This window comes from Microbacterium sp. RU33B (assembly GCF_900155915.1).
In the GTDB taxonomy this organism is placed as follows: Bacteria; Actinomycetota; Actinomycetes; order Actinomycetales; family Microbacteriaceae; genus Microbacterium.
Genome location: NZ_FTPO01000002.1, coordinates 182,101 through 200,993 on the forward strand (window position 1 = coordinate 182,101; position 18,893 = coordinate 200,993).

An 18,893-nucleotide genomic window follows, 5' to 3' on the forward strand; every position below is an offset into this window, starting at 1 on the left:
GGCCGCCGTCGCGGCCACGATGCGGCGCATCATTCGACGCCCGCGTAGGTCGGCGAGTAGTCGTCTCGATCGATGCCGTCGATCGTGATGACGGAGCGCCCGGCGATGATCGTCTGGTCGGGGGCGAACAGCTCGACCTCGCCGCCCGTGATGACGCCGACGATGTTGTCGAACGCGCCCGTGCCGACCTTGAACACCGTGCCGTGCGCGTCGATCGCCGGCGGCGTGCCGTTCCCGGCGACGTTGTAGTCCTCGAGGCCGCCCGTCGAGGCATCCCCCGACGTCACGAATCCCGTCTCGAGGCGCGTGACGCCGTCGGCGGTGAGCGCCGACTGGCCGTGCATGTCGCCGGGGCCGGTGCCCTGGATGAGCCCCACGACCAGGTCGTTGCGCGCCATCAGGGAGTAGTGCGGCACATCCTTCGTGTTCGGGAAGTCGTCGAGCCCTCCCACGCCGCTGCCCATGCCCGCCGCCGAGACGTACAGGATGCGGTCGGCCTTCAGGCCGTCGCGCTCGGCGAGACCCACCGTCGCTCCGCCGTAGCTGTGGCCGAGCACGGTGAGCGTGCCGTTCTCCGGCACCGAGATCCCGGCGGCGAAGTCGCGCAGCCGCGGGGCGAGGGCGTTGGCGTAGCTCGACTGGGTGGCCTCGGGAATGGTGCCGGGGAACTCGCCGCCCGCCCACTGGAAGATCGCGCTGTCAGGACCGGCCGCGGCGTAGAGGTCGCGCCCCCGCGAGTCGGCGAAGTCCGTCATCGTGGTGCCCGTCCCGGGAACCGACACCGCGACGTGGCGCACCCACGACGGGATGTCGCCGGTCTGCGGGTCGATCGGCCCCTGGTACGTCGCGATCGCGTCGATGCGCGGATCGAAGACCACGACGCGGGCGCCGTCGTCGACGTGCGTGACGCGGTTCTCGTCCTGCCACGTCACCTTCTGCGCGAGGAGGCTCCGGTAGTACTCGATGAACGCCTCATGCTCTGCGATGCGTCCGTCATAGGGCGCCGCGACGCCCTGGTCGCCGTAGTAGGAGCGATCGACGGCGTCGTCGCGCTGCTGCTCGATCTTCTCGATCTCGGCTTCGCGGCGGGCGATCTCGTTCTCGATGTTGATCTTGTTGGCGGCGACGCGGTCGCGGATCGGGATGCCGTCGAGGTTTCCGATCACCAGCGGAGCGGCCGCGATCAGCGCCGCGCGCTGCTCGTCTTCCATGCCGTTCCACACCTGCCGGATCAGATCGGGATCGCCCAGCGCCGCGAGATCGTCGGCCGTGAGCCCGGCGACGTCTCCTGCCCAGAGGGAGGCGGCGGCCAGCGTCGCCCCCGATCCCTTCGAGGAGGTGAGTTCGCTGAACAGCGAGATCCCGGAGAGGCTCGCGGCGGTCTGGCGGTCGAGTTCGTCCCGCTCGCTCTGGAGGCTGTGGAAGGCGGACCGCGCGTCGATGTAGTCGTCGATGGCACCCTGCCACCGCACCAGATAGCTGTGGTCGCTCAGGTACATCCACGAGGGCAGCACGTCGTCCCAGCCGAGGGCCCAGCCCGTCACGAACTCGGATGCCGCGTTGAGCGCCTCCGCCCGCCGCTCGTAGATGCGCCCATAGGTGTCGTGGGCGTGGGCGATGGCCGCGGCGGCGCGGGCACGGATGCCGTCGAGCGCCGTCGCATAGCCGTCGAGGATGCCCGCGACCTCCGTCGCCGCGGCGGACGCGTCGTCGAGCTTGGCGGCTACCGCCACGATGCGCGGGCGCAGGGCGTCGACGGCCTCGCTCTCGAGCGGCCCCAGGGCGGTCAGGCCGGCGCGGGCCGACACGGCCCGTGCGGTGAGCGACGAGGCGCGGGTGGAGAACTGGTCGGCGAACGACCGGATGCCGCTCGGGTCGCCCTCACCCGGGTCGCCGTCGATGCCCGGGAGGGTCATGACGCTCCGGCCGCGAGCTGGGAGTCGGCATCGCCGAGCGTCGCCCCGATGGCCTCGGCATCCGTCGCCGTGTCGAGCACGACAGCGGCGAGCGCCCCCATGAGGCGCCGCATCAGGCTGTCGGCCCCGTCGAGGGCTGCGGCGACGTCGGCCGACCCCGTGACGACGGAGGAGAAGCAGAACGAGTCCGCCACCGGCTCGGCGGCCGTGCGCAGACGGGAAGCGGATGCCGCGATGTCGGCATCCGTGATGTGCAGGTCTCCGCTCACCACTCCCCCTTCCCCGTCTCCACGATAGACGTCATCCGGCGGTGAATTCGAGCCGCGCCCCCACGCGGGCTGCACGGCATCCGGGCAGGTCGAGCGGGCCCTGCCCCGACCAGTCCGTCACCAGGCGCGCGACCTCGAGCGTCTGCGCGCGCGTGAGGCTCTGACCGAACTCGGCCGCGACGACCGTGCGGATGATGCGGTGGCGCAGCGCCGCCGGGTTGGCCGCCAGAGCCGCGACCGAGACCGAGATGCCCGCCTCGGCGTGCTCGACGATGTCTTCGATCGTCTCCTCGATCATGTCGGCGAAGGCTTCCGCGTCTTCGCGGGCCTGCTCGGCGGTGCGCGCGAGGGCCTCGGCGATGCCCGGTCCGAGCTCGGCTTCGAGCACGGGCAGCACGGTCTCGCGCACCCGCACGCGGGCGAAGCGGGGGTCGGCGTTGTGCGGATCGCTCCACGGTTCGAGCTGTTCCGCCGCGCACGCGGCGCGCGTCGTCGCACGCCGCACGGCGAGGAGCGGCCGCACGAGCGCGATGCCGGGGGCGAGCTCGGCGCGCGGGGCCATGCCCTGCAGGCTCGCGGATCCGGCCCCGCGGGCGAGTCCGAGCAGCACGGTCTCGGCCTGGTCGTCGAGCGTGTGCCCGGTGAGCACCGCCACGGCCCCGCGCCGGGATGCCTCCGCGGCGAGGGTCGCGTAGCGCGCGGCACGGGCGGCGGCTTCGGGTCCGCCGTCGGCGCCGACCTCGACGCGCACCACGACGGCCTCGAGGCCGAGCCCCTCGGCCGCAGCGGCGGCCGCCGCCGCGACATCCGCCGACCCCTCCTGCAGCCCGTGGTCGACCGTGACGGCGACGGCGGTCACCCCCGCTCGGCGCGCTTCGAAGGCCGTGGCGGCCACGAGGGCGAGGGAGTCCGCACCACCGGACAGGGCGATGACGACGACCGCATCGGCACCGATCGGCTCGAGTGCTCGGCGCACAGCCGACCGCACCTCGGCGACGGACGGATGCAGGCTCGGACGGTGGGTCATCCGACAACGGTAACGGCCCACCCCCGCCGACGAAGCGGGCGGGGAGCAATCCTCCCGCACCATCGGCGTCGAGGCGGCGCGACTAGGATTATCGGCGGCATCCACCGATCGAAGGAGCACCCATGGGCGCGTACGACGCCGTCATCGAGATCCCGCGCGGCAGCCGCGTCAAGTACGAGGTCGACCACGGCACGGGCCGGGTCTTCCTCGACCGTGTGCTCTACACGGCGTTCGGCTACCCCACCAACTACGGCTTCTTCGAGAACACCCTCGGCGAAGACGGCGACCCGCTCGACGTGCTCGTGATCCTCGACTACGACCTGCACCCCGGCATCCTGGCGAGCGTGCGCCCCGTCGGCGTGCTGAAGATGAGCGACGAGAAGGGCGGCGACGACAAGGTCGTCGCCGTCATCGCCGGCGACCCCCGCTGGGACCACATCCAGGATGTGAACGACATCGGCCAGCACCTGCGCGACGAGATCGCGCACTTCTTCGAGCACTACAAGGACCTCGAGCCGCCCAAGTGGGTCAAGGTCGACGAATGGGCCGACGCCGCCGAGGCCGAGCGTCTCGTGGGCGAGGCGTTCGAGCGCTTCGCCGAGCACGAGGGCGTCACCAAGACGCAGGGTGAGGGCATCGCTCCGTCGACGCTGTGAGTTCCCGGTCTTGAGGGCCAGGAGAAGGGGTGGATGCTGCGGCATCCGCCCCTTCGTCTTCTCCGGAGGAACTAGACGCTGACGCCGCGGGCCCGGAGGAACGGGATGGGGTCGACTTGCGCGCCGTTGACGTAGACCTCGAAGTGGAGGTGGTTGCCGAAGGAGTTGCCTGTCGTCCCGACGCCGGCGATGTTCTGTCCGGCGTTCACCCATTGGCCCGCGCGTACGTACCGACCGCCGTCCACGATGTGCGCGTAGCTCGTGGCGATGCCGCCGCCGTGGTTGATCTTGATCCAGTTGCCGAAGCCGGGACCGGTGTAGCCGGAGTATTCGACCGTGCCCGCAGCAGCCGCGTAGATCGGCGACCATGCACCGGCGGCGAGGTCGATGCCGCGGTGGAAGGTACTGCCGCACCGCCCGCCGCCACACGTCGGCGTGCGCGGACCGTAGCCCGACGAGAGCCATCCCGTTCCTGGTCGGGCCCATCCGGATGCCTGGGGCACACCGCCGCCCTGCGCCTTGCCGGCCTGCGCAGCCGCGGCCGCGGCGGCTGCTGCGGCCGCCGCCTCGGCCGCCTTGCGCTGACGCTCGGCCTCGACGCCGGCCTGGTAGTCGGCGAGCGTCTTGGCAGAAGCGTCCTTGAGGGCCACGAGCTGAGCCTGCAGCTCGACGAGGTGCGTCTCCTGAGCGGCGAGCGCTGCTTCCGCGGCCGCGGCCGCGTTCTGCGCCTCGATCATCTTGGCTTCGGCGATCTTCTGCAGGCGGTCGCGCTCGACGCGCTGGTCCTCTGCCTGGAGGCCGAGGCTCTGCGCGGAGTTGCGGGCCGACGTGGCGTCGGCGTACACCGACTGGTTGCGCTCGAGGAGCTTGTCCATCGTGCCGAGGCGCGCGAGGAGGTCGTCGGCGTCGGCGGCGGATCCCGCGAAGAAGAGTTCGAGAGCGGTGTCGTCGCCGCCGTTGCGATACAGGCGGGAGGCGACGCGGCCGGCTTTGTTGGCGGCGGTCAGCGCTTCCTGGGCCTTCGTGTCGGCCTGGCTCTGGAGGTCGACGGCGCGCTCTGCGGCGGCGGTGTACTCCTCCTGCGCGACGGCGTACGCGTCCGCGGTCTGCTCGGCCACGGCCTGCGTGCGTGCGACTTCCGCCTGCAGCGACGCGATCAGTCCCTCGATGCGGGAGATCTCGCCGGCCTTGGCGGTCTCGTTCTGGCGAGCGCGCTGCACGTCGTCCCACGAGGGGTAGTCGGCGGCGAACGCACGGGGAACGTAAGCGGAGCCGAGGGCGGCGGCGCCCACGATGCCCAGGATGCCGAGCCCGAGCGCGGTGCGGCGATCGACGGCGGGCCAGCGCAGACGTCGCTCTCCGGAGGCGCGCGCGCCATCCGTGTCGAACGTCTTCTGGGACTCCACAGGAGCCTCCCGTCGCCGATTCACAACTTTCACACTAGCAACATGAGTCACAGACGCAACGGTTGCCCGAATTAAGTGTGCCTCCGATCGGCGGCACACGCACCGGCAATCTTGCCCCGCTCCTTCGCGCCGACCGGGCGGGCGCGCCCTCGATTGGCGAATCCGTGGGCGATTGCGTATGCTTGTCCCTCGGTAAGCGTGAGCCTCCACGGTTCGCTCGGCCCCATCGTTTAGCGGCCTAGGACGCCGCCCTTTCACGGCGGTAGCACGGGTTCGAATCCCGTTGGGGTCACCACTTACCGGCACAACTTAATACGCATGGCCCTGTAGCGCAGTTGGTTAGCGTGCCGCCCTGTCACGGCGGAGGTCGCGGGTTCAAGTCCCGTCAGGGTCGCTCCGAGCGACAGCCCCTTCTCGGAGGGGCTTTCGTCTAGGACGCGGCAGATCTGTTCATTCCGGATGCCGCGCGGCTCTGTAGCTCAGTTGGTAGAGCGCACGACTGAAAATCGTGAGGTCACGGGATCGACGCCCGTCGGAGCCACAAGGACCGTCGTTACAACGGTCCCAGAAACCCTCGCCTAGCTTCTACATGGCGGGGGTTTCGCTTTGCCCTGGTTAGGGTCTCTTTCCGAGGCGCCCGGGTCCGCCGCGGTGACGGTCGGTGTGCTGGCGTGACAAGGCGACACGTCAGCAGAGAATGGGCCAGAAACCGCCGTCGCGCATCGGGTTGGGCCGGTCTGGGGCCGGTCTCTGCCATGCTTCCCTCCCTGCGCAACAGCGCTCGGCTCGCGGCATTAACGAGACCCACTCATAGCCTGACTGAGGCCGCAGATGCCCAAATCCGAAGGGTTCGCAGCCTGAACCGATTGAGGGAGTTGTTCGCCCGCCGTCGAGGAGACCGGCGTCCCACCCCCGGGCGCTGACTCAGGCCAGCCCACAGACTGCCGCAGGTTAGCTCACCAACTCCCAGTAAGGATCTTGCGAGAGCTTCTGCTCCGCGACCAGAGATGCCATCCGCTTCGTGTAGCGCCTTTGGGGAATGTAGACCCAGCCCTGGTCTCCCTTAACTTTGTGCAGGACACCCTCGGTTACGAACTGCCGTAAGACCTTATCGGCGACTGTCTTGTCCCAATACGACTCGGTGCCCCTGACGAGGGCTTCTTCCCGCCGTCCGGAACCAGGCTGGAAGAAGAGCTTTTTCACAAGTGCCATCAGGGTCTTCTGAGAGTTGGTGAGGTTCAAAGTGCTAATGCGCGCAGACGATAGAGCCTCGTCATACTCCTCCACGAAAAATTTCGTTCCAAAAGCTGTCGGAAGATCTTCTCTGGAGCTCACGCCGACTAACCGGTCGACGAGGCAGTCATCGATGAACACGTTGTCAAAACGGGCATTGTCGAAGGTCAACTCAGACACATGCACGTTTGTGATGGTCAAGTTCTTGACTGACACATCTACGAACGAAAGGGAGGTCATCTCACCGCCATCGATGCTCAGCTTCTCGAAGTCGATCTCTTGATCATCTGATAGCAAACGTGTAGCCACGTAGTCAGCGGCTGCTTGCATGTTCCCGTGAGCGATACATTGCCTGACAAATTTGAGCGGCGAAGCGTCCTTCACCAAACGACGCGACCAAACTCTCATACCAAAATCGTCCAGCGGCTGTACCCAAATCTCGCGCGCGGCCTCCATCGCCGAGGTTGCGAATGAATGCTCCACCGCGAGCCCGCGCAAACCTCCCTTCGCGTACGGGTCGATGAACGTGCGGTCTGAGCTCTCGGCACCAATCCGCCCTAGGTAGGGAAGACGCTGTAGCAATATGGCCGACTCATCGATTGGCGCGTACCCCGTTACGGCAAAGAATGCCTCGTTCAACGCCTGGAGCGTAAGCCGCTCAGCGTAATCAGGCTGAGTCCGGGAAACTTGAGCGAGTCGGAGAAGAATGCGTTTGACTGTCGATGCGTCAATCGCGGCGTTGATGCGAGTTTCCCGATGGCATATCGCATCAACGACTTTCTCAAAGAAGTCCACCTCGCCGTCGGCGCTTTCCTGCAGGAGAACCAGCTCTGCGGGGTCGAGGGAGACCAGCAGCTGGCAGATCAAGGGCTTTCGCGGCATCCACTCCGGCACCGATGTCGAGTTCGAGTGAGTCGCTACATAGTTGGCTGCCTCCGCTTCGCTGAACTCCTCAGGGCATCGCAGCACTATGGTGTCGGCTTCGAGCCCGAGCGACTCGAGCATCTCGGTGTCGGAACTGAAGTAGTGGTCTCTGCCTGTGATCACAAGACCGGCTCCACCGCTGCTTTGAACGGCGTCTCGCACACCTTCGAGGCTCTTCCGTCTGACCTCGGCGAGCATCGCGGCATCGCCAGACCACGACTGAGAGCCAATCTCATCGAAACCGTCGAGAAGAAGCGGGTGATTTCCGCGCCGCACACTCTTTACTAAGTTGTCGGCAAAATCGGAGAGTCCGAGCGCATCCAGATGATTGCGGACCATGTGATCGAAACGGCGATATCCCCAGTTGTCCCGCAGGTCAATGGCAATGGGTGTGAATGAGTCCGAGGTGTCGGAGAGTGCACGGAACGTCTCTTTGACGCAACGGGATTTGCCGGTACCAAACTCGCCTAGGAGAATGATCCGTTTCTTGCCAGCGAGGGCGGCAGAAATGTCCTCCACGCTGTACTTTTTCCCTTTCGGGTCCACATATGAGATCGGCGTGAACGGCGACTCGTCAGATACGCCAGTCTGCGGCTCTACTGCGCTCCCGAAGGGTCGTCGCGATCGTTCATAAACATATTGACTGGAAGCAAGAAACTTTGATGCGAACGACTCGATTGTGTGAAACTCCACGCCAGCCGCATCAGCTGCGGCAGTAAGCGAGGGATGGTTGTTCTGCGACGTCACGAAATATGTTTCGGCATACTTTCCCTGCGACATGAGCGCCGCTTTCATCTGGGCCAGCTTCGTGACGTCGTCACGCAGTTTCGCAAGATCGTCACGAACGGATATCTCGATGAGGACGAGGTAATCCTTCCGGACGTGGACGACCCCGTCGCACTGTGTACCGGCGACCTGCTCGCTGCGGCAGGGTGACGACCACACCGCCTCGGCGATGGCACGAACCTCTTCTTCTACACTTTGCCAGCCCACGTCGCTTCCCCCTCCTATCGCAACTCTGGAAGCTAGTCTTTACTCGTTCAAGGCCGGGAAATACCGAATCCCGCGCGGGCGCCGTCGTTGTAGGCCGCTTGAAGCCTTGGAAGAACAAAAGCTTCGACGACTTCCGAACTCTTCTCAACGCCAAGCCAGGGGCGACCGAGCCTCTGCGCGGCGACCGCCGTCGTCCCGGACCCAAGATAGAAGTCGAGGACAAGCTCGCCAGGATCTGTCGCGATCTCCACAATGCGTTCGAGAAGTGCCAGCGGCTTGGGCGTATCGAACGCTGGACGATCGGGGAACTGTCGGAGGAGTGCCTTCTTCGCGCTTGAGGTGTCTCCCACTTCAGCAGCACCCCACACTGTGAAGGGTGCAAGACCTCCAGATTCGTTCTGGTATCGCTTCAAGCGCGGCTTTCCGTTGCCACCTCGTGGCCAATAGACACGCCCTTCCATGTCTAGTTGAGCGAGCCGCTCTGCCGTGTAGGTCCAGCATCGTCCGGGCGGCGGCTCGTGGTGGGCACCGGTAGGCGTCACGACGGTATAAAACTGACTCCGTGTGGCGTGCCCCGATTGCACGGTCATCGGCGCCGAACGCCAGGGTCCACGCGGGTCATCGTCCGGATTCGCAAATGCCCCGTCGTCAGACACCCCATTCCGGACGCGCTTCCAAGCGCGGGGTCCGTCCGGGGCGTACACGTGGATGTAGTCGTGCATCGAGCTAAAGGCCGTTCGGTTGTCCCGGGTGAGGCGCTTCTGCCAAATGACCGTTGCAACGAATGCCTCACGTCCGAACACCTCATCCATGACAGAGCGGGCGCGATGCTGCTCGGAATCGTCCAAGTGGAGCCAGACGCTTGCATTAGGTGCAAGTAGGGGCAGGACAGCCGTCAAGTTGTCGCGAAGCTCATCGAGCCACGAATCCGAGTGACGGCGATCGTCATAGTAGGCGAACCGCTCCCCGGTGTTATAGGGCGGATCGAGATAGCAAAGCTTCACCCGACCGCTGTAGTCAACGCCAGGCACCACAGTAGAGAGGGAACCGAGAGCAGAGCCCGCATCCCCGACGATGACGACGCCAGCGAGAAGCTCGCCGCAGACCATGCTCGGGATGCCGCGATCCCCAGTCACTTGATGGCGCGGATCTAGTCGCGCCGACTGCGAAACACCCAGGCTTGCGAGGTCGAGAGCTTCAAGAGTCAATACATCCACCTAACTTTCATGTTTTAATATACAAGACACAGGCTTGATGTAAAAGGTGAGCGATGGATCCGATGCGGGTAAGCGCTGACTTGTTCGGCCGCGGATGCCGCTTGCCCGTCGCCCTTTGGGTGCTCAGCCGAGAGTCAGGGCGGTTCTATCAGTCGGAGCCTCCCGCAGAACTTGGGCCGCCGACCGCCGTCAGGCAGGAGCTGGCTCGTCTGGCGAGGGCTGGACTGCTAGTCGAGGAAAGAAGTGAGGGCGGGAATCGCGTGTATTACAACCGCACGGACAGCCCCCTGTGGCGCGTCTTCGCCGAGGCCGCAGACGTGATCGCGAACAGTGACGCGGGCTAACCTGGTGCATCCTTCAAACATATGTTCGACCTCCGACACGCGCGCGTCCATGGGTTGGCTCCGATGACAGCTACTCCGCTGCGACCCATCCACTACCTGGGGAATAAGTCGCGCCACCTTCGACCCATCGTGTCAACTGTGTTGGGGCTGGCCGCACCGGGAACCTCGGTGATCGACTTGTTCGCCGGCACGGGCGTCGTCTCAAGGGAGCTCGCCAAAGCACGTCAAGTCACATCCGTCGACGTCCAGGCCTATTCTGCGACGCTGGCGCAGGCGCTCTGTTCACCGCGCAAGTACGACGCTCGCGAACGGACGCAGATCGTCGAGCGTGCTCGCAACTGGCTAGATGCATTGCCTTCTGAGGTCTCCGCTCTACTCGACTACGAATCCATGGTGACGGACGGAGCCAATACCGAACCCAGCCTCTTCGTGCTTCTGACAGAGGAAGGGTCTCTCACTCGCACTAATGCGACTGACCCGGCGCTCTCATCGGCGAAGGCGGACGCCCTAGCTGCCCTAACGACAGCAGGTGCCGTGATTACCTCCTACTACGGAGGTGTCTACTTTTCGTACCGTCAGGCGCTCGAGATTGACGCGCTGATGGCGGCGATCGGCCATAGCCACGCAACTCCGGCGGAAGCGACAGCGGTCGCAGCTTTACTCGGTGTTGCCAGCGACACTGTTTCGACAGTGGGAAGCCACTTCGCTCAACCCACTCGACTCCGTGCGAGGACGGGCGAACCAAAAGTCTCCTCGATCGTGAAGACTATTCGCGCTCGGTCCGCCTCTGTCCTTGTGTCGTACGAACTGTGGCTCCGTCGATATGCCGCACTCGATCCAACGAAGTTCGCGTGCAGTACGGTGACGTCGGACTTTCGCGCTGTCCTCGGCACTATCGGAGACGACGTTGGCGCAATCTATGCCGACCCGCCCTATACCCGAGACCACTACAGCCGGTTCTACCACGTGCTCGAAACGATCGCAGTCGGTGATGACCCGGGCGTAACGACGGCGCCTGGGTCAGACCAAGCGAGTCGTGGCCTATATCGCCTCAGCAGACACCAGTCTCCCTTCAGTATTCGGTCTCAGGTAGCGAGCGCATTCAATGTGCTCTTTGAGTCAGCGGGCCAACGGGCTATCCCCTTGGTTCTGTCATACTCGCCGCAAGGAAGTGGAACTCGCGCCCGCCCTGAAACACGACTGATGACTATCGATCGGATCGCTGCCGCAGCGCGCGCGCGTTTCTCTGAGGTCTACGTTGTGCCGATAGACACCTCAGTGCATAGCCGGTTCAACCGAACCGATCTTCACGGCGAGACCCCAGACGATGCTGAGGTTCTCATCGTCGCCCGCCCTTAAAGATCAGGCAGCTGGGTAGTCCACAGCGGTGAATTGTTCCATGCCTCACGGAACTCCGACACAGTTGATCGGACTCGTCGCTTTTCGCGAGCGGGGCCGCTCCACTTTTGAGAGAGGAATGAAGCCGCCTCTCCGTAACCAGGCTGACCTGGAAGTACAAGGGTGTAGAGGAACTGACCGGTCGCCAGCCGCACAAACACGCCGATCGGTGGCCCGTCGGTCGGGTAAGGAAGGCCGCCCGCGGCCGACAGTTCGAATCGATAGTTCTGGCTCGCGACCTCGACACTTTGCCGACTCTCGATGTCGCCAAGGTGACCATCACTGGAAACGCTCTGCAGGACAATTCGACGCTGTGAGCCCACCCTCGCTCCGAAGAATCCTTCATAATTCGCCCGATCGAAATTCGCTTGCTTCCAACGCGTTCCGGCCGCCGGTATTTCGGCGACCAAGACTTCGTCCTCGCCTACTGCGGCCGCTGGAGCTGGCGGGGAGGGGATCGGGACGCGCGGGTCGGGTCGCAGGCTGCGCTCGTTGCCATCGTTTGCGGCGACGCGGTTGATGATGCGGCTGTCGCTCAGCGGAAGGAGTGATGCAGCGTGATGGGTGACGAAACTCTGAATCGCGTCTAGGGCTTCCGTTGCCTCCGCGCCGGTCAGTTTGTTGACGACCATCGCTTCCCAATTCGACAGCAAACCACCCATCGTGAGGTTTCCCGAGCCCACGATAAGACTCAAGTGGTCGCTGTGCTCAAACCAGGCAAGCTTGGGGTGAAACAACGAAGACACGGGGCTCAAGAATGCCCGGACTTGAAGTCGGGGCCGCCGGGTTTCAATCTCGGAGAGTTTCGCGATCGCGCGACTGTCCGTGATCGTGTCGGTGCCCACAATCAGCCGAAACTCTGATCTCTGGAGAAGCTCCTCGATCACTACATCGTCCAGGAACGTGCGCGCTCCAGACGCATTCGCCCATGCGAAGATTCCCCCGCCACGGACTGCGCCAATCGACTCGAGCAGCAGGTGCTCGAGCAAATTCCCGCCCGGCGCACCAGGAAGCTGAAACTGCAGCATAGGTTGCCTATTCGTCGTTGGACCCTTGCGCCCACACTAACGAAACATCGGAGGACCTCGTAGGCGGAACGATCCTCGTCTCGGCTGACGTGCGAGAGCAGCATCGCCGGTCCCAGCGGGGACGGTATCTCAGCCCCGCCAGTGGGCGGATCCCTGGGGATTTTGCGATCAGCCGGGCCCGTCCTGGGCCGGGAACTCGGTTGTAACCATCGAGAACCAGCCATGACGGACGAGCATGAGTTCCGCGGAATCCTGCGGCAGTCGAGTATCAGCTGGCACCCGTAAACCCGTGTCATACAACTGAAAATCGTGAGGTCACGGGATCGACGCCCGTCGGAGCCACACGGACCGTCGTTACAACGGTCCCAGAAACCCTCGCCTAGCTTCTACATGGCGGGGGTTTTGCTTTGCCCGGGCGACCTCGGCTTGTCCGATGGACGAACGCCGTCAGGGCACCTCGGCGTAGGCAAGATAGGCGCCGGACTGCCCGGGCTGATGCACCCGGAAAACGGGGCGGAGGCCGGCCCGTTCGAGTACCGCGACCTGCTGAGGGACCTCCTCGTTCGTCATGACGACCAGGTCATGAAGTCCCCAGTCCTCCTCGATCCAGCGGAGCAGAGCCGAGAGCAGGCGGCGGTCGAGTCCATCGTCGAGCCGTGAGGTGCGCACCCAGAAGCTCACCGTTCCGCGGACGCGATCCCACCCGCCACCGGCCAGGGGCGTGATCTCCGCCGTCACGTACGAACGTGCATCACCGGGCATGAAGTAGACGCAACCGAGGCACTCGGACTCGTCCGGCGTCATCACCGTGTAGGTGAACCGCCGACCGGCGCGGTGCCCCCGTTCCATCTCCTCGATGTCGGAGAGGTTCTCCTCGATCGTGAAATCGTCGGCGGGCCAGCCGGACTGCTCCCACGGCCTCAACTGGTCGCGGCTGGCCATCACGGCGTCGAAGTCGAGCTCGACATCGGCGGCGACGAGGGGGCGCAGGACGAACTCCGGCGTCGTCAGCCGCTCGGGCACGGAGATCAGATCGGCGAAGTCCATGCGATGACGCTAGCGCGAGGCGGAAGAGACGGCTGGAGAGCCGCCCCGCGGCGAATCGCTCCGGCAGACGCGTCAGCACACGCGATCTACACCGCCCTCCCCCCGCCGTCGGCCCTCGCCTCACGGATGATCCGCGGGAGCAGCCGCACCAGGATCACCATCGCGACGAGCTCGACGAGGGTCTGGGTGACGACCACGAGCGGCGCAAGGTCGAACGCGGCCGGCAGTGCGAGGACGAGCGGCAGCACCACGAGGGAGTTGCGGGTCACGCCGCTGAACACGACCGCCCGGCGCGCCGGGACGTCGAGACCGACGACGCGGCCGGCCGCGGCCCCGACCGGCACCATCACCGCCGCGAAGAGGATGAAGACGGGGATCGCGAGGAGAAGCGCTCCCAGCTGCCGACCCACGCCGGCGATCTGGGACGCGACCACCACCGCGAGCGTGGCCATCATGAGCGGCACCATCGCCCCCAGCACGATCTCCTGGACGGCCGCTCCCGCGCGGGTGCGCGAAGCGGCGGTCTGGGTGAGCGCGGCGGCGGCGAGGGGGAGCGCGATGAGCAGCAGGAACGCCTCGACGAAGGGGAGGAGGTCGACGGCTCCGACGAACTCGGCGCCGGCGAACAGCCATAGATAGAGCGGGAGCAGGAGCATCTGGGCGATCATCAGCAGCGGTGCGGCGGCGAGCAGACGATCCTTCGCTCCGCCCGCGATGCCGGTGAAGACGATCACGTAGTCCACGCACGGAGTCAGCAGCACGAAGAGCACCCCGACGAGGAGCACCTGGTCGTGTGCGACGATCCGCGACAGCACGAACACCACGACCGGAACCAGGACGAAGTTGACCGCGAGGACCGTGGACAGGAACCGCTCGTCGCGGAGCGCCTGCCCGATCTTGGCGAACGGCACCCCGAGGAAGGTCGCATAGAGCAACAGGCCCAGCACCGGAGTGATCGCCAGCTCCGCCGGGTGCGCGATCGCCGGCACGAGCAGGCCCACGACGGCGCCGAGTCCGAGCGCGGCGAGGTATAGGGCGACTTGCGCCCGCTCCATCCACTCGACGCTCGCCCGCATCCTCCTAGCCTCCCAGGATTCCCGGTGAGAGCTGACCGGTCCGAACGTCGTCGCGGTCGCTGCGGCCGGCACATCCGCGAAGGAGGTTTTAGCACCCCGCATCCCCCCTGACAAGCCTCACTTCCCGGCACGGGCGGCGACTATGTTCGGTCTCGTGCACACCACGTCGGGGGATGCCTCCACGCCGCGAGTCAGCGGGCGTGACGCATGATGCTCGCATCGCGCACGGGTCTGCAGGGCCTCGCCGACCGCATCCTGGTCGAACGCGCGGTCGACAACGACGCCGCCGCGTTCACGGAGCTCATCCGACGCCATTCCTCTCTGATGCGCGCCTACGTGTATCGGATCGTGGGGTCGATGTCCGACACCGACGACGTCGTGCAGGAGGCATTCGTGATCGCGTGGCGGCAGCTGCCGACGCTGCGGGATGCCACGGCGGTGAAGGCGTGGCTCATGCGCATCGCCGGCAGGGAGGCCCTCGCGTTCGTGGGCAGGCGGCCCGCCGACGCAGAGCTCGACGAGCGTCTGGGCAAGGCCGCGACGCAGGGTCAGCCCGAGCAGACGGCGATCCGCAACGCGCAGCTCGCCGCGCTCTCGAATGCACTAGACAAGCTGAAGGAGGATCAACGCCGCTGCTGGCTCCTGCGAGAGATCGCGGAGTGCAGCTACGCCGAGATAGCTGACCAGATGGAGATCTCCGAGAGCACAGTCCGAGGCCTGCTCTCCCGTGCGCGGGCCAGCATCGCGATCGAGATGGAGGGATGGCGATGACCGACGACGACTCGACCGTCCTCGATTGCGGTCGCACCATCGAAGAGCTCAGCGAGTACGTCGACCGCGGTCGCCTCCCGTTCGATCCGGAGATCGAGACGTGCCCCGAATGCCTCAACGCCATCGAGGCTCTCGAGCGCGTCGGGCAGCTGTCGCGCGACATGATCGCCGACGATGCCGCCCACCTGCCCCGCCCCCCGGAGAGCTGGTTCGAAGGCATCCTGTCCGCGATCCACTCCGAGCTGCGCTCGGGGCGGAGCTTCCCGATCCACCACCCCGATCCGCGCGTCTCGATCACCGTCACCGAAGGAGCGGTCCGCTCGCTGGTGCGCTCCACCGCGGACGCCCTCGACGGCATCTACATCGGCCGCACCGAGATCGTCGGCGACGCAGAGACCCCGGGCGCGCCCGTGCACATCGACCTCACGGCATCCGTCGCCTGGGGCCGATCGATCCCCGACCTCACCGACGCGCTGCGCACCCTCGTCTACCGGGTGCTCGCCGAGCACACCGAGCTGAATGTCACCGCCGTCAACGTCTCCGTCGAGGAGCTGCACGGCATCGCCGACCAGGGGGAACGACGATGAGCACGACACCACCGGAACCGAGCGCCGACCTCGTCGCCCGCGTGCGCGCCGTCGACGGCGTCACCGACGTCTACTCGCCGCACAGCGCGCTCACGCGGATCCCCGGCCTGATCGCCGCCGCCACGGGGGCCTCGGACGACCGACTCGCCGAGGTCGCGGTCTCGATCCGCGACGGAGTGCCCGTCGTGGCGGCACGGATCGCGACATCGGTGGCCGACAGCACAGCGGATGCCGCACGGCGCGTCGCCGACGCGCTCCTGGCCAGCACGCCGCCCGATGCCGCCATCACGATCCAGGTCGCACGCATCCACTGAGAGGCGTCGGAAAACTCGTCGGAACTTTTTTGTGACGAATCCGGACGCTCACCCCTCTTATGTGTGAGGCCGAAAGAGACGGCCTCGGTCGACACCCACCGGGTGCGGCGAAGACTTGAGAGATAGGCATCCATCATGGCTACCGAAGACCAGAAGAACACCCCCGCCACCTCGGCGAGCACCCCCACGATCGCCTCGACGTCGCGCGTCGACCGCTCCGTCGGCACCGCGCACCTCGCGGGCGACGTCTCGGCCGCGGGCTCGACCGTGATCGCCGACGGCGTGGTCGCCAAGGTCGCCGGCATCGCCGCACGCGAAGTCGCCGGCGTGTACGCGCTCGGCGGCGGCGGAGCCCGCGCACTCGGCGCGATCCGCAACGTCGTGAACGCGACCGACCTCACGCAGGGCGTGCGGGTCGAGGTCGGCGAGACGCAGGCCGCCGCTGACATCACGATCGTGGTCGAGTACCCGATGCCGGTCCACGAAGTGGCCGCGAACGTCCGCTCGGCCGTCGCCGCCGCGATCACGCGCCTGGTCGGCCTCGAGGTCGTCGAGGTCAATGTCGAGGTCAACGACGTGCACCTGCCCAGCGACGACACGGCCAGCGAGGAGTCCCGCGTCTCATGACCGCCACCACCACCGGCGCCGTCCTCGGCGCCATCCTCGCCGCCTCGGCACTGGTGTTCGGATTCTGGGGATTCCTCCTGGTCGCCCTCTTCATGGGGATCGGAGCCCTCGTGGGCCGGATCGCGTCGGGCAAGCTCGACGTGCGCGCAGTGACCGACGCCTTCACGGGTCGGCGCACCTCCTGATGCGCGTCGACGAGTACGGCACCTCCGGTGGCGACCTCTCGCGGGTCGCCGCCGGGAAGGCCGCCGTGGCGGGCCGCATCGATGTCCAGGAGCGGGTACTCGTCAAGGTCGCCCAGGAGGCCTCGTCGGCCCTCATCGGCGTCAAGCGCAGCGACGTCTCGGTCGCCGTCGCCGACTTCCGCAACGGGATCGCGCTGAGACTGGCGACTCCGCTCCCCATTCCGGCCCTTCACGACACGGACGCCATCCGCGCGACGGCGCCGGTGCTCGAGCGCGCCGCGCAGCTCCAGGAAGAGCTGCGCGAGCGGCTCGGCCACCTGCTCGGGCGCGACATCGTCAAGATCAACCTCACCATCACCGGTGCGACCATCCCCGAAAGGAGGCGAGTGAGATGAGCAGTCCCGCACTCACACGCGTCGTGCGCCGCGAGACCCACTCGCCCCGCACCGTGGCGATGTTCGTCGCCGTCATCCTGCTGATCCTCGCGCTCGCCTACGTGGGTCTCGAGATCATCCTGTATCTCGCCGCCCAGCCGGCGCTCCTGCTCGGGCCCGGCGCCGGACTCGCATGGCTCGTCGGCCTGCCCTCGGGGCAGGGCGGCGGCATCGCGATCGCGGGCGCTGCGGTGCTCGCCCTCGTCGGCCTCGTCTTCATCGTGCTCGCCGTGACACCGGGACGACTGTCGAAGCAGCAGATGACGTGGGGCGATCGAGCGGTCGTCGTCGACAACGGCGTGATCGCCGCATCCCTCGCGCAGCACGTCAGCGACGAGACGGGGCTTCAGCGCGACGCCGTCGTGGTGGGCGTCGCCCACCGCACGATCGATGTGACCGTTCGGCCGGGGGCCGGCATCCCGCTCGAGCGTGACGACGTGCAGTCGATCGCCGACGCCGCCGTGGACTCCTACCAGCTGTCGCGCCGCGTCAAGACCCGCGTCCGCGTCGAGCGCCCGAAGGAAAGCGAGTGGGACGAATGAACAACACGAACCGCGCCCTCAACCGCATCGTCCTGTTCGTGATCGGACTCGTGTTCCTCGCACTCGGAGCCGTGGTGATCGCGGTGTCGACGTGGCCCGCCGCGGGCGAGGTCTGGACGTCGGCGGGCGAGTCCGCCGACGGATGGCTCGCACAGACCGCGGAGACCACCCTCATCGCGGGCACCTCGGCCACCTGGATCGGCGTGGGGGCCGTCGCGGCGATCCTCCTCGTCATCGTGCTCCTGATCCTCGCGCTCACGAGCGTGAGCGGGCGCCGGTCGAAGACGCTCCTCCGTTCGTCGGGGGCGCAGAACCCCCTCGGACGCGTGACGGTGACGGAGTCGTTCGTGTCGGATGCGATCAAGAACTCGCTCGACGCCGACGATGATCTGCTCTCGACGAGCGTCACGGCCAACACGATCCGCAAGGTGCCGGTGCTCCACGTGAGCGTCACGCCGAGGCAGAACACGTCGCCGCGACAGGTCGTGGAGCGCGTGGATCAGCTCCTCACCAACCTCGTCACCCTCACCGGGCAGGAGACGGCCACCTACGTGTCCGTCCACTCCGGACTGCGCGCCAAGCTCGCGCACGACCGCAGCCGGCTCTCCTGACCGGTTCAGACCCCCGACCCCAACAGAAAGGAGACCCCCATGGGCCTCGATGACAAGATCAAGAACGCTGCCGAAGACATCGCCGGAAAGGCGAAGGAAGCCTTCGGAAAGGCGACCGACAACGACAAGCTCGTCGCGGAGGGCAAGGCCGACCAGGCCAAGGCCGACGTGAAGCAGGCGGGCGAAGACGTCAAGGACGCCTTCAAGAAGTGATCCGACCCGAAGGGGGGAGGGCGACGGTGTCGCCTTCCCCCCTTCTCGTATGCGCGCGCCGGAGGTTTCGCTCCG

20 protein-coding genes and 3 tRNA genes are annotated in these 18,893 nt (G+C 66.3%); 14 read left to right on the forward strand and 9 right to left on the reverse strand.

Translation table 11 applies throughout. The annotated features are described in order from the left end of the window. Window positions 1–29 precede the first annotated feature (29 nt). Genes B0B14_RS10520 through tilS form a run of 3 tightly spaced genes read right to left on the reverse strand, consistent with a single transcriptional unit; the run spans window position 30 to window position 3,212 of the window. The gene (locus B0B14_RS10520) at window positions 30–1,916 is read right to left on the reverse strand and encodes an alpha/beta hydrolase (protein WP_076681526.1); all 1,887 of its coding nucleotides are present in this window, start codon (window positions 1,914–1,916) and stop codon (window positions 30–32) included. Beyond that, window positions 1,913–2,185 carry a hypothetical protein gene (locus B0B14_RS10525; protein WP_143733702.1) on the reverse strand — a complete coding sequence of 91 codons (273 nt, stop codon included), beginning with the start codon at window positions 2,183–2,185 and terminating at the stop codon, window positions 1,913–1,915. The genes B0B14_RS10520 and B0B14_RS10525 overlap by 4 nt, the downstream gene beginning before the upstream one ends. A gap of 31 nt (window positions 2,186–2,216) precedes the next feature. Continuing rightward, window positions 2,217–3,212, reverse strand: coding sequence for a tRNA lysidine(34) synthetase TilS (tilS, locus tag B0B14_RS10530; RefSeq protein WP_076681528.1), 996 nt, complete (start codon window positions 3,210–3,212; stop codon window positions 2,217–2,219). 122 nt (window positions 3,213–3,334) lie between these two features. Between tilS and B0B14_RS10535 the strand changes: the two genes are divergently transcribed. Beyond that, window positions 3,335–3,868, forward strand: coding sequence for an inorganic diphosphatase (locus B0B14_RS10535; RefSeq protein ID WP_076681529.1), 534 nt, complete (start codon window positions 3,335–3,337; stop codon window positions 3,866–3,868). A 71-nt stretch (window positions 3,869–3,939) separates the two neighbouring features. On the opposite strand, the gene B0B14_RS10540 is transcribed toward B0B14_RS10535, so the two are convergent. After that, entirely contained in the window at window positions 3,940–5,274 is a 1,335-nt protein-coding gene (locus tag B0B14_RS10540) for a M23 family metallopeptidase (protein WP_256714360.1), read from the reverse strand. A 219-nt stretch (window positions 5,275–5,493) separates the two neighbouring features. On the opposite strand from B0B14_RS10540, the gene B0B14_RS10545 reads away from it, so the two are divergent. The 3 genes from B0B14_RS10545 to B0B14_RS10555 all read left to right on the forward strand — a co-directional run bounded on the left by B0B14_RS10545 (window position 5,494) and on the right by B0B14_RS10555 (window position 5,815). Beyond that, window positions 5,494–5,569 (forward strand) — tRNA-Glu (locus B0B14_RS10545). A gap of 25 nt (window positions 5,570–5,594) precedes the next feature. Continuing rightward, a tRNA-Asp gene (locus B0B14_RS10550) sits at window positions 5,595–5,668 on the forward strand. A 74-nt stretch (window positions 5,669–5,742) separates the two neighbouring features. Next, window positions 5,743–5,815 (forward strand) — tRNA-Phe (locus B0B14_RS10555). Between the two features lie 410 nt (window positions 5,816–6,225). Here B0B14_RS10555 and B0B14_RS10560 read toward each other — a convergent pair. Both B0B14_RS10560 and B0B14_RS10565 read right to left on the reverse strand, forming a co-directional pair. Then, window positions 6,226–8,424 carry an NACHT domain-containing protein gene (locus tag B0B14_RS10560; protein WP_218642080.1) on the reverse strand — a complete coding sequence of 733 codons (2,199 nt, stop codon included), beginning with the start codon at window positions 8,422–8,424 and terminating at the stop codon, window positions 6,226–6,228. Window positions 8,425–8,471: 47 nt separating this feature from the next. Next, window positions 8,472–9,641 carry a site-specific DNA-methyltransferase gene (locus tag B0B14_RS10565; RefSeq protein WP_143733703.1) on the reverse strand — a complete coding sequence of 390 codons (1,170 nt, stop codon included), beginning with the start codon at window positions 9,639–9,641 and terminating at the stop codon, window positions 8,472–8,474. 407 nt (window positions 9,642–10,048) lie between these two features. Between B0B14_RS10565 and B0B14_RS16955 the strand changes: the two genes are divergently transcribed. Next, window positions 10,049–11,344 (forward strand): DNA adenine methylase, encoded by a 1,296-nt coding sequence (locus B0B14_RS16955; protein WP_372236643.1) that lies wholly within the window; start codon window positions 10,049–10,051, stop codon window positions 11,342–11,344. On the opposite strand, the gene B0B14_RS10580 is transcribed toward B0B14_RS16955, so the two are convergent. From B0B14_RS10580 to B0B14_RS10590, 3 genes are all read right to left on the reverse strand, one after another. Further along, entirely contained in the window at window positions 11,341–12,411 is a 1,071-nt protein-coding gene (locus B0B14_RS10580; protein WP_076681534.1) for a phospholipase D family protein, read from the reverse strand. The two genes, B0B14_RS16955 and B0B14_RS10580, sit on opposite strands and share 4 nt — an antisense overlap. A 447-nt stretch (window positions 12,412–12,858) precedes the next feature. Then, the gene (locus B0B14_RS10585) at window positions 12,859–13,458 is read right to left on the reverse strand and encodes a GNAT family N-acetyltransferase (RefSeq protein ID WP_076681535.1); all 600 of its coding nucleotides are present in this window, start codon (window positions 13,456–13,458) and stop codon (window positions 12,859–12,861) included. A gap of 86 nt (window positions 13,459–13,544) precedes the next feature. Continuing rightward, a complete protein-coding gene (locus tag B0B14_RS10590; protein ID WP_076681536.1) occupies window positions 13,545–14,534 on the reverse strand; it encodes a bile acid:sodium symporter in 990 nt (329 codons plus the stop codon). A 207-nt stretch (window positions 14,535–14,741) separates the two neighbouring features. Here B0B14_RS10590 and B0B14_RS10595 point away from each other — a divergent pair, with 207 nt between their 5' ends. From B0B14_RS10595 to B0B14_RS10635, 9 genes are all read left to right on the forward strand, one after another. After that, complete coding sequence (locus tag B0B14_RS10595) at window positions 14,742–15,305, forward strand: RNA polymerase sigma factor (RefSeq protein WP_076681537.1); 564 nt, start codon at window positions 14,742–14,744, stop codon at window positions 15,303–15,305. Then, a complete protein-coding gene (locus B0B14_RS10600; RefSeq protein WP_256714361.1) occupies window positions 15,302–15,892 on the forward strand; it encodes an Asp23/Gls24 family envelope stress response protein in 591 nt (196 codons plus the stop codon). Before B0B14_RS10595 ends, B0B14_RS10600 begins: the two co-directional genes overlap by 4 nt. Continuing rightward, window positions 15,889–16,206: a hypothetical protein gene (locus B0B14_RS10605; protein ID WP_076681539.1), complete on the forward strand. Its 318-nt coding sequence runs from the start codon at window positions 15,889–15,891 to the stop codon at window positions 16,204–16,206. The genes B0B14_RS10600 and B0B14_RS10605 overlap by 4 nt, the downstream gene beginning before the upstream one ends. A 135-nt stretch (window positions 16,207–16,341) precedes the next feature. Continuing rightward, entirely contained in the window at window positions 16,342–16,833 is a 492-nt protein-coding gene (locus B0B14_RS10610) for an Asp23/Gls24 family envelope stress response protein (RefSeq protein ID WP_083710547.1), read from the forward strand. Beyond that, on the forward strand, window positions 16,830–17,018 hold the full coding sequence (locus tag B0B14_RS10615; protein ID WP_076681540.1) for a DUF2273 domain-containing protein: 189 nt from the start codon (window positions 16,830–16,832) through the stop codon (window positions 17,016–17,018). The genes B0B14_RS10610 and B0B14_RS10615 overlap by 4 nt, the downstream gene beginning before the upstream one ends. Beyond that, window positions 17,018–17,413 carry a hypothetical protein gene (locus B0B14_RS10620; RefSeq protein ID WP_076681541.1) on the forward strand — a complete coding sequence of 132 codons (396 nt, stop codon included), beginning with the start codon at window positions 17,018–17,020 and terminating at the stop codon, window positions 17,411–17,413. The genes B0B14_RS10615 and B0B14_RS10620 overlap by 1 nt, the downstream gene beginning before the upstream one ends. After that, the gene (locus tag B0B14_RS10625) at window positions 17,410–17,994 is read left to right on the forward strand and encodes an Asp23/Gls24 family envelope stress response protein (protein WP_076681542.1); all 585 of its coding nucleotides are present in this window, start codon (window positions 17,410–17,412) and stop codon (window positions 17,992–17,994) included. Before B0B14_RS10620 ends, B0B14_RS10625 begins: the two co-directional genes overlap by 4 nt. Beyond that, window positions 17,991–18,605, forward strand: coding sequence for a hypothetical protein (locus B0B14_RS10630; RefSeq protein WP_076681543.1), 615 nt, complete (start codon window positions 17,991–17,993; stop codon window positions 18,603–18,605). Before B0B14_RS10625 ends, B0B14_RS10630 begins: the two co-directional genes overlap by 4 nt. Before the next feature lie 39 nt (window positions 18,606–18,644). Beyond that, the gene (locus B0B14_RS10635) at window positions 18,645–18,818 is read left to right on the forward strand and encodes a CsbD family protein (RefSeq protein WP_076681544.1); all 174 of its coding nucleotides are present in this window, start codon (window positions 18,645–18,647) and stop codon (window positions 18,816–18,818) included. Window positions 18,819–18,893 lie beyond the last annotated feature (75 nt).